Raw genomic sequence first — 9,800 nt, forward strand, 5'->3', positions numbered from 1 at the left:
GCCGAGCCGGCTCTCGATGGCGGTCAGGTCGGTGAGCAGTTCCCAGGCGCGGTCGTCGGACCAGGCCCGGCCGAGCGCGCGCTCGAGCGCCGGCTCGCCGGCGGCCGTGCGGACGCCGTCGTCCCCGGTCGCTCGGCCGTCGTCCTCGGTCGCTCGGCCGTCATCCCCGGTCGCGCGATCGTCGTCTCCGGTCGGCCGGTCGTCCTCGCCGGCGACCTCGGCCGCTCCCCGATCGTCGTCGAGCGGATCGGCCCGCTCCGCCTCGTCGGCCGCGTCTGTCGGATCGTCCATGCCCGTCGTTCGCGCGCTTTCGAAAAAAGCGTCGCGGCGCGCTGGCGCCTTCCGCCTTCGCTACCCTTTACTCGTTCCATTTTGTATCCCGTGCCATGAGTACGGTTCCCGCCCGCGAGGAGGTCTCGGAAGAGCACACCTGGGATCTGGAGGCGATCTACGAGTCCGAGGAGGAGTGGCGAGCGTCCTACGACGCGGTCGCCGAGTCGGTCGAGGCGTTCGCCGAGTACGAAGGTCGGACGACCGAGGACGCGTCGACGCTCCTGACCGTCCTCGAGGAGCGCGAGGAGCTGATGCGCGACGTCGAGGTCGTCGCGGCCTACGCTCGGATGCGCCGGGACGAGGACACGAGCGATCAGGAGGCCCAAGCGATGGCCTCCAGAGCGGATTCGCTGGTGTCGGACGCGCGGTCGGCCGCGTCGTTCGTCGAGCCCGAACTCCAGGCGCTCACCCGCGAGGAGTTCGACGATCTGGCGTCCGAGGTGCCCGAACTCGAGACGTACGACCACTACGTCGACGACGTGCTGCGGATGAAGCCCCACACCCGCTCGGCCGAGGTCGAGGCGCTGCTGGCCGACCTGGGGGAGGTGACCGGGGGAACGGCCGACGTCTACAACCTGCTGGCGAACGCGGACATGACGTTCCCGACGGTGGAAGACGCTGACGACGAGCCCGTCGAGATCACCCAGAGCAACTTCGTGAACCTGCTGAAGCGCCCGGACCGCGACTTCCGCCGACGGGTCTACGAGGGCTACTTCGCGGAGTGGGCGTCGGTGCGCAACGCCGTCGCGACGGCCTACGCCAAGAGCGTCACCGCCGACGTGGAACTGGCGCGGGCGCGCAGCTACGAGACGGCCCGCGAGGCGTCGCTGCACGGCCCCAACGTCCCCGCCGAGGTCTACGACACCCTCGTCGACACCGTCGACGACAACCTGGAGACGCTCCACCGCCACGCCGACCTCAAGCGCGAGGCGCTGGGCGTCGACGAGCTGCGGATGTGGGACGTCTACATGCCGCTGACCGGCGGCGAGGGGCCGGAGGTCTCCTACGAGGAGGCCTGCGAGCACGTCGTCGCGGCCGTCGCGCCGCTGGGCGAGGCCTACCAGTCCCGCCTCGCCGAGGGCCTCGACTCCCGCTGGGTCGACGTCTACGAGAACGAGGGCAAGCGCGCCGGCGCCTACTCCGGCGGCGCCTACGACACCCAGCCGTACATCCTGATGAACTACCAGGACGACGTCACCTCGATGTACACGCTGGCCCACGAGCTGGGCCACTCGCTACACTCGGAGTACGCCAAGGAGAACCAGCCCTACGTCTACGCCGGGTACGAGCTGTTCGTCGCCGAGGTCGCGAGCACCGTCAACGAGGCGCTGCTCACCGAGCACCTCCTCGAGACGGTCGAGGACCCCGCGTTCCGCGCGCACGTCCTCAACGAGTTCCTAGAGCGGGTGCGCTCGACCCTGTTCCGCCAGACGCTGTTCGCCGAGTTCGAGCACCGCGCCCACGAGCTCGAGGAAGCCGGGGAACCCCTGACCGCGGACCGGCTGGACGACCTCTTCCGCGAGCTGAAGGGACGCTACTACGAACCCGCGGAGCTCGACGACCACATCGCCCGCGAGTGGATGCGCATCCCGCACTTCTACCGAGCGTTCTACGTCTACCAGTACGCGACGGGCATCTCCGCCGCGCTGGCGCTCGTCGACCGCATTCTCGAAGAGGGCGAGTCCGCGGCCGCGGACTACCGGGAGTTCCTCTCGCTGGGCTCCCGCGAGTATCCGCTCGACCTGCTGCGGACGGCGGGCGTCGACGTGGCCAGTCCCGAGCCCGTCCAGCGGGCGATCGACCGGTACGACGACCGGCTCGAGACGATGGCCGAGCTCGTCGAGACCGACGGCTAACGGCCCGTGCGTCGCCGTCCGTCCTGACCGCTGCCGGCGTCGCGTTCGCGGTGTACCAACATCTTCGGTTTCTCGGCCGCCCAACGGGCCGGAATCAGACACCCCGCCGCCCACCTGGCGGCGCCGTACGTCGTCGTCGCGCTGCTGGTCGGGGTTCGGACCGACCACCTCCGCTCGACGCGGTTCCCGTTCGGGCTCTTCGCCGGCTGGGCGCCGCTGGCGGTCGTCGGATACTTCCTCGAACTCGATCGCGGAGCGCTCTCGGCCGGCGTCTTCGCCGGTCTCTTCGCCGCCTACTACGAAATTCGCGGCCGCGGTTGCGGCTGATCCGCCGGCGGACGTCGACGAACGGTCCTGAGACGGTCACCGAATCGGCCACCCCTCACCGTCTCGCGGAATTCGCCCGCGACCCAAAGGCACATTTACGACGGGCGACTACCAGTCGCCCGTCAGGATGTCCCGAAGCCCGTCGCTACCCGATCGACCGAGCCGCGACATCGATCCGGAGCTCCCGGACGACGAGCGGCTCGCCGCGCTTCGGTCTCACTTCGAGGAGCTCGCCGACGTGCGCTCTCAGCTCACCGAGCGACTCGAGGCGGCCGAACGGCGCCGAGAGCAGCTGCGCGAGCGCGTCGACCGGGTCGAGCGCGAGAACGAGACGCTGAAGAGTTCGTCGCTGTACGTCGCGACCGTCGAAGACTGCGTCGAGAGCGAGGTCGTCGTCAAGCAACACGGCAACAACCAAGAGGTGCTGACGGAGGTCTCCCCGCGAATGGTCGACCGGATCGAACCGGGCGACCGCGTCGCCGTCAACGATTCCTTCGGGATTCAGACGCTGCTCGACGCCGAGACCGACTCCCGGGCCCAGGCGATGGAGATCACCGAGAGCCCGGCCGTCGCCTACGAGGACATCGGCGGCATCGACGAGCAGGTCCGGGAGGTCCGGGAGGCCGTCGAACAGCCCCTGGCCGAGCCGGAGCTCTTCGAGCAGGTGGGCATCGACCCGCCCTCCGGCGTACTGCTCTACGGGCCGCCGGGGACCGGAAAGACGATGCTCGCGAAGGCCGTCGCGAACCGGACCGACGCGACCTTCATCAAGATGGCCGGCTCCGAGCTGGTCCGCAAGTTCATCGGCGAGGGCTCGCGGCTGGTGCGGGACCTCTTCGAGATGGCCCGCGAGCGCGAACCCGCCATCATCTTCATCGACGAGATCGACGCCATCGCCGCCCGCCGCACGGAGTCCAAGACGTCGGGAGACGCCGAGGTCCAGCGGACGATGATGCAACTGCTGAGCGAGATGGACGGCTTCGAGGCCCGCGGCGAGATCCGCATCATCGCCGCGACCAACCGCTTCGACATGCTCGATCGCGCGATCCTCCGGCCTGGGCGGTTCGACCGCCTCATCGAAGTGCCCGAGCCCGACGAGGCGGGTCGGGAGATCATCTTCGAGATCCACACCCGCGGGATGAACGTCGCCGACGCCGTCGACTACGAGGCCCTCGCCCGTAACACGCCGGGGTACTCCGGCGCCGAGATCGAGAGCGTCACCACCGAGGCGGGCATGTTCGCCATCCGCGACGACCGGGACGAGGTCACCATGGACGACTTCGAGGCCGCCCTCGAGAAGATCGAGAACGACGACACGAGCGAGCTCATCCCGTCCCAGAACTACTTCTACCACTAGCACCGACCGCTCGCGCTACGGGTGCGGCTTCGCCGCGCCCTCGGCAAACCGTCGACGAACAGCGCTCCTCCCGCCGTTCACCTCGCTCGCCGCGTTCGCTCGCTTCACGGGTGTCGTCGACCCGGAATTTTCGGCACCGACCCTGGACCGCAACGCCTTACGGCGTCCGCCCCCGAAGATCGGTAATGAGCACGATCAGCGTCGTCTCGGGTGCGGCGACCGGGCCGACGGAGCTGTCGGCCTACGACGCGGCGCTCGCGGACGCCGGCGTGGCGAACTACAACCTCGTCACCGTCTCGTCGGTGATCCCGGCGGGCGCGGCCGTCGAGGTGGTCGGGACGGCGCCCGACCTCGGGCCCGCCGGCGACCGGCTGACCGTCGTCGAGGCCAGAGCGACGACCGCCGGGCCGGGGAGCGTCTGCGCGGGCCTCGGGTGGACCGAGTCGGTCGACGAGGGGCCCGGCCTGTTCTACGAGGCCGCCGGCGAGATGGAGGCGGACGACGTCGAGCGACGGATCCGCGAGGGGCTCGTCGCCGGCGGCGACCTCCGGGAGTGGGAACTCGGCGAGCCGAGCGTACGGCTCTCTCGATCCGAGGCGGCGGCGGGCGAGTACGCCTCCGCCGTCGTCCTCGCCGTCTACGGCGAGAGCGAGCCGATCGTTTGACCAAACGTTTTTGGCGGCCCGCACCGTTTCGGTCGGTAGCGAATTCTCATGAACGGCAACACACCGTACGCCGGCCGCCCGGGGATCACGCAGGCGGGCCACCGGTCGGCGGCCGACGTCGAGGAGGTGACGCCGGGACAACGGCGCGCGCTGCGGCGCGAGGTGTCCCGACTCGCCGCCCTGACCCGGGAGTATCTCCCCGACGAGTACGCCGTCGACAGCGAGGTCTCCCACGGCGTCGGCGGTCCGCACGTGACGGTCGCGGTCCGACCGCCGGTGGGCCGACCCGTCAGCGCGGGCTTTTCTCCCGAGCTGGACGTCGACGCGATCGAGGAACCCGGCGCGATCATCGACGCCGACGAGCGGGCGGAGGTCGCGCGCGGCCTGGCCGCGAGCGCCGCCCTCCAGGTCAAGCACGCGATGGGCGACGATCTGACGCCGACCGCGCGCTGACTCCCGACGCCGCTTCGGCGCCGTTCGTCTCGTTTTCGACTGTCCCGTTGCTCACTACCCCGTTGTCGACCGTCTCGTTGCTCACTACCCCGTTGTCGACCGTCTCGTTGCTCACCACCCCGTTGTCGACCGTCTCGTTGCTCACCACCCCGTTGTCGACCGTCTCGTTGCCGAGCGCGCCGTAGCTGGCCGTGCCGTCCCCGATCGATTCGCCGCCGGGGAACTCGATCACTCGCGAAGCCGCTGCCAGCCGAGCGCCCCGATGACGGCGACGCCGACGAGGGCGAGCACGAAGACGACGAAGTAGCCGACGACCTCCCGATCGCCGTACAGCAGCCCGTCGGCCGCGACGATGAACCCGGCGAGCAGGCTGATCACCACGACGAATCCGAAGATCCCGCGCCGACTGTCGAGGCCGTCGATCACGCGTTGCATGTCACCCGGATTCGACCGGCCGACCAAAACGATTCTGGCAGCGCCGACGTCGGAGGCCGGCCTCGTCCGGCGTCCGAAACCGATCTCGATTCGACCTGGGGCCCCTTCCGACCGGTTCCGATGGCGGCCTCGCGATCCGACGCCGATCCGACGCGCACCGAACCGTCGGCCGTCGAACCGGCGAATCGAACCGTCGGGACGTTTTATTGTGGTTCGCGGGGGTCACACAGTCGATGAGCGCCCTGGCACCCGACCCGATCGATCGCATCGACGCGGGCGAGTGGCCGACGGAGTCCGAGCGGCGGTACGCCGACGCCCAGTCGCGACTCGCGGACCATCACGGCGTGGCGACCGAATCGCTGCTCGTCGAATCGGCGAGCGCCGGCCGGATCCACGTCCTCGCCGCCGGAAACCCGGACGGCGACCCCGTCATCTTGCTCCACGGGCTCGGCACCACGGCGGCGACGTGGCTCCCGCTGTTCCCGGCGCTCGCGGACGAGTTCCGGCTCTACGCGCCGGACCGTCCCGGCCGCGGACTGTCGGCCGCGCCGAGCTACGGGGGCCGGGACCTCCGGGCGTTCATGACGACGTACCTGCGGGACGTCCTCGACGCGCTGGAGGTAGCGCGCCCGCACGTCGTCGGCAACTCGCTCGGGGGCGGCCAGGCGTTCCTCCTCGCGATCGACCACGACCGGGTCGACCGACTCTGTCTCGTCGGCGGCCCGGCGGGCGTCTCCACGGACATCCCGCTCCCGTTCCGGCTGATGACGATCCGCGGACTCAACCGCGTCCTCTACTGGCTCATGGGTCGGGGCGACTCGGTCGAGAACGCCCGCGAGCGCATGGCGCGGTTCAACGTCGTCGACGATTCGGCGATCTCCGAGGAATTCTACGAGGTGCAAGGGTACGGTACGGAGCTCCCGGGGCGCACGCGGAGCCTCCGCTCGCTGCAGACGGCCCAGAGTTCCTTCGGCCGCCTGCATTCGACGTTCGACATGCGGCGGGAGATCGTCCGCATCGACCGCCCCACGTCGTTCGTCTGGGGTTCCGAGGACTCGTTCTTCGAGCCCGACGTCGGCCGCCCGGTCGCGAGCCGGATGGCCGACGCCGAGTTCCACGAACTCGACGCGCACGGGCACACGCCCTGGCTCGAGCCGGGCGACGAGGTCGAGCGGCTGGTGCGGGAGTTCCTGAGCGGGTGATCGGCGGCCCGCGTGCGGGAGCGAGCGTTATCGGTACCGGCGCCCCAGAGCGCCACCGGCGCTTCCGGCGCGTAACGAACCCAGTCCAAAAGGTCGGTCGTCCTACTTGCCCCAGAACGGGCCGCGTCTCCTACTTGCCCCAGAACGGGTCGCGCTTCCGGTGTTTCTCGAGGTACATGTTCAGCGCCTCGCGCTCGTCGCCGGGAATCTCCTCGGCGAGCTCCTGTTCCAGGATTTTCGCGTGCTTCTCGGGGAGTTCGATCCAGAGCTCGTCGTCCTCTTCGATGCCGCGGCCGACGGTGGGGCCGTCGATGGCGACGGAGACGCGTTCGCCCGCGCGGGCCTCGTCGACGTCCTCGCCCTGTTCCTGGATCCCCTTCACCTGCCCGACGCGCTCGGGCTCGCTCCCCGTCCACTTGACGACCCGTTCGTTGTTCTTCAGGGTGCCCGAGTTGACCTCGACGCCGACGACGGCGGGGTCGTTCTGGCGGAACGTGTGGTCGGGGAGGATCCGGAAGCGGGCGGGCCGGGTGATGTTCTGGAGGACGGTGTCCTGCTGGGCGCGCTCGATCTCCGCGACGTACTCCTCGTACTCCTCGACGAGCTGGTAGATGACCCGGTCGGTGAACAGCGTGACGTCGTCGATCTCGGCCCGGTCCTCGGCGTCGTCGAGGACGTCGACGTTGAACCCGAGGATGACCTGCTCTTTGGGGTCGTCGGCGGTCGAGGCGACGGAGACGTCCCGCGGGGCGACGTCGCCCACCTCGGCGCGGACGATGGGCACCTCGGCTTCGCCGAGGGCGTCGGCCATCGCCTCGAGGCTGCCGAGGGTGTCGGCCTTGACGACGACGCCGTCCTCGTCGGTCTCGACGGCGATGTCGGCGAGCTCGGCCTCGACGTCCGCGATCACGTCGTCGATGTCGCGGTCGCGGACCACGCGCACCGGCGCGCCCGCCATCGCGTCGTCCAGTTCGGGTGCGGCGACCTTGATCCCGGCCGCGGCGGCGACCTCGTCGACCTTCTCGAAGCGGCTCTCGGTGCGGATCTCCGCCAGCGGGCGGGGCTGGAGCAGCGCCCGCACGTCGGTGACGATGGGTTCGCTCTGTCCGCCGACGACGAGCCTGTCGTCGGCCCGGATCGTCCCGTCGTAGAGGACGATGTCGACCGTCTTGCCGAATCCCTTCTCGTCTTTGACCTCGAGGACGGTGCCGACGCCGGGGCCGCCGACGTCGATCTCCATCTCCGCTTTCATGTACCGCTGGGAGAGGCCCATCATCACCGCGAGCAGGTCCGGCACGCCCTCGCCGGTCATCGCCGAGACGGGGACGACGCCGACGTTGCGCTGGAAGTTCTGGACCCGCCAGTAGAGGTCGGCGGAGAAGCCCTCGTCGGAGAGCTGGCCGATGATCTCGTAGAGTCGCTCGTCGAGGTCGCCCCGAACCCGGTCGGACTGGTTCTCGTAGGTCTCCTGGACCGGGGCGTCCTCGGTTTGGTTCCAGCCGGGGACGGTGTCGATCTTGTTCGCGGCGACGATGAACGGCGTCGAGGACCGCCGCAGGATGTCGAGCGCCTCGACGGTCTGGGGCTGGAAGCCGTCGTTGACGTCGACGACGAGGATGGCGATGTCCGCCAGCGCGCCGCCGCGCGAGCGGAGGGTGGTGAACGAGTGGTGTCCCGGCGTGTCGATGAACAGCAGGCCGGGGAGGTCGAAGTCGTCGGGATCGACGAGCTCGCCGGCGATCCCGGAGATGACGTCGAGGGGGACGGCCGTCGCGCCGATGTGCTGGGTGATGGCGCCCGCCTCGCCCTCGATCACCGCCGAGCCGCGGATCTGATCGAGGAGGCTGGTCTTGCCGTGATCGACGTGTCCGAGCACGGCGACGATCGGCGTCCGGAGGGAGGCGACGTCAGGCGCGTTAGTTGTTGTGTCCGACATGCTAACCACCAGAGAAGGCTCTTGGTGAACGGTCCGCGGGGCGGCAGTTAAACCCATCGTCACGGGCCAGCGCGCCGGCCGCGCGACGGTCCGTCGCGGCGGGTACCCGTCGCCGGGGTCGGCGTCGCGGGACGGGCTCGCGGCTCGCGGTTCGCTTCGCTCGCGGCTCGCGGTTCGCTTCGCTCACGGCTTTGCCGTTCGCTTTCTCGAGGCCTCGCTACCGCTCGGCCTCGCACCCGCTCACCGTTCGCATTTCCGAGGCGTTCGCTCACGTCGTTCGCTCGCGCCTCGCTCTCGACAGACGTCCGTCTGACGTCCCCCGTGGTGTTTAATAGCGACTAGTCTGAACGGACGTACATGAGCGAAATACTCGCCGAGAACCTGTCGGGCAAGTCGGTGATGGGCTCGGACGGCACCGAGCTCGGGCTGCTCTACAACATCACGATGGACCTCAGCTCCGGCCAGCTCTACGATCTGGTCGTCGAGCCGGACGAGGAACTCCCCACGCGGTCGGTCGACCTCGAGCGAGACGACGCCGGTCGCTTCCGGGTGCCCGTCTCCCGGGTCAAGGCCGTGAAGGATTACATCGTCGTCGAGCGCTGAGTCCCGGAACACGTTACTCTCGCATGTACGTTCTCGATTCGTCGGCCTTTATCCACGACTTCCACACCACCGAACAGACGGCGACCATCCCGCTCGTCCGCGAGGAACTCGTCGACGAGAGCGCCTACCGCTACGACGCCATGGAGGGCTCGGGGATGCACATCCACATCCCCAACGACGACACCACCGAGAAGGTCCGTCGGGCCGCCCGCGAGTCCGGCGACCTGGACGTCCTCTCGGATACCGACGTCCGGCTGGTGGCGGCCGCGTTCGAACTCGACGGGATCCTCGTCACGGACGACTACGCGATGCAGAACGTCGCGGAGAAGCTCTCGGTGGCGGTGGAGTTCATCGCCCGCGAGGGAATCGCGGAGCAGCGCGACTGGCGCTTCCAGTGTCAGGGCTGTGGCCGCGAGTTCGACGAGCAGAAAGAGCGGTGTCCGATCTGTGGCACCGAACTGCGTCGCAAGAACCCGTCCTGACGGTTCCGGCCCACTCGGTCTCGAGAACTCGTCCTGACGGCTCCGAACCACTCCGTCGCGAGAACTCGGCCTGGCGACCTCTCGGTCGGCGCCGCCGCTCGCCGGATTGGGTCCGGCCGTCATCGACGCGCCCGGTCAGGCCGTCATCGAC

The 9,800-nt window shown here is 69.4% G+C and carries 10 protein-coding genes and 1 pseudogene; 7 read left to right on the forward strand and 4 right to left on the reverse strand.

The genetic code is table 11. The features are described from left to right. Nucleotides 1-291: pseudogene (locus QZT59_RS05370) on the reverse strand (hypothetical protein); the annotation flags it as partial. A gap of 95 nt (nt 292-386) precedes the next feature. Between QZT59_RS05370 and pepF the strand changes: the two are divergent. From pepF to QZT59_RS05390, 4 genes are all read left to right on the forward strand, one after another. Further along, nucleotides 387-2,189 carry an oligoendopeptidase F gene (gene pepF / locus QZT59_RS05375; protein WP_290812455.1) on the forward strand — a complete coding sequence of 601 codons (1,803 nt, stop codon included), beginning with the start codon at nt 387-389 and terminating at the stop codon, nt 2,187-2,189. A 454-nt stretch (nt 2,190-2,643) separates the two neighbouring features. Continuing rightward, nucleotides 2,644-3,873: a proteasome-activating nucleotidase gene (locus tag QZT59_RS05380; protein WP_290812458.1), complete on the forward strand. Its 1,230-nt coding sequence runs from the start codon at nt 2,644-2,646 to the stop codon at nt 3,871-3,873. Nucleotides 3,874-4,058: 185 nt separating this feature from the next. Further along, complete coding sequence (locus QZT59_RS05385; protein WP_290812460.1) at nt 4,059-4,538, forward strand: pyruvoyl-dependent arginine decarboxylase; 480 nt, start codon at nt 4,059-4,061, stop codon at nt 4,536-4,538. Nucleotides 4,539-4,586: 48 nt separating this feature from the next. Next, nucleotides 4,587-4,991, forward strand: coding sequence for a DUF5811 family protein (locus QZT59_RS05390; protein ID WP_290812463.1), 405 nt, complete (start codon nt 4,587-4,589; stop codon nt 4,989-4,991). Here the strand turns inward: QZT59_RS05390 and QZT59_RS05395 are convergent. Then, a complete protein-coding gene (locus QZT59_RS05395) occupies nt 4,948-5,223 on the reverse strand; it encodes a hypothetical protein (protein ID WP_290812466.1) in 276 nt (91 codons plus the stop codon). The two genes, QZT59_RS05390 and QZT59_RS05395, sit on opposite strands and share 44 nt — an antisense overlap. Beyond that, complete coding sequence (locus QZT59_RS05400; RefSeq protein WP_290812469.1) at nt 5,220-5,426, reverse strand: hypothetical protein; 207 nt, start codon at nt 5,424-5,426, stop codon at nt 5,220-5,222. Before QZT59_RS05400 ends, QZT59_RS05395 begins: the two co-directional genes overlap by 4 nt. Nucleotides 5,427-5,659: 233 nt before the next feature. On the opposite strand from QZT59_RS05400, the gene QZT59_RS05405 reads away from it, so the two are divergent. Beyond that, entirely contained in the window at nt 5,660-6,628 is a 969-nt protein-coding gene (locus tag QZT59_RS05405; protein ID WP_290812472.1) for an alpha/beta fold hydrolase, read from the forward strand. Nucleotides 6,629-6,758: 130 nt separating this feature from the next. Here the strand turns inward: QZT59_RS05405 and infB are convergent, their stop codons facing one another. Then, nucleotides 6,759-8,564: a translation initiation factor IF-2 gene (gene infB / locus QZT59_RS05410; RefSeq protein WP_290812475.1), complete on the reverse strand. Its 1,806-nt coding sequence runs from the start codon at nt 8,562-8,564 to the stop codon at nt 6,759-6,761. 357 nt (nt 8,565-8,921) lie between these two features. Between infB and QZT59_RS05415 the strand changes: the two genes are divergently transcribed. Both QZT59_RS05415 and QZT59_RS05420 read left to right on the forward strand, forming a co-directional pair. Beyond that, complete coding sequence (locus QZT59_RS05415; RefSeq protein ID WP_290812478.1) at nt 8,922-9,167, forward strand: PRC-barrel domain-containing protein; 246 nt, start codon at nt 8,922-8,924, stop codon at nt 9,165-9,167. Nucleotides 9,168-9,190: 23 nt separating this feature from the next. After that, a complete protein-coding gene (locus tag QZT59_RS05420) occupies nt 9,191-9,649 on the forward strand; it encodes an NOB1 family endonuclease (RefSeq protein ID WP_290812481.1) in 459 nt (152 codons plus the stop codon). Nucleotides 9,650-9,800 lie beyond the last annotated feature (151 nt).

The organism is Halovivax sp. (assembly GCA_007119345.1).
GTDB lineage: Archaea > Halobacteriota > Halobacteria > Halobacteriales > Natrialbaceae > Halovivax.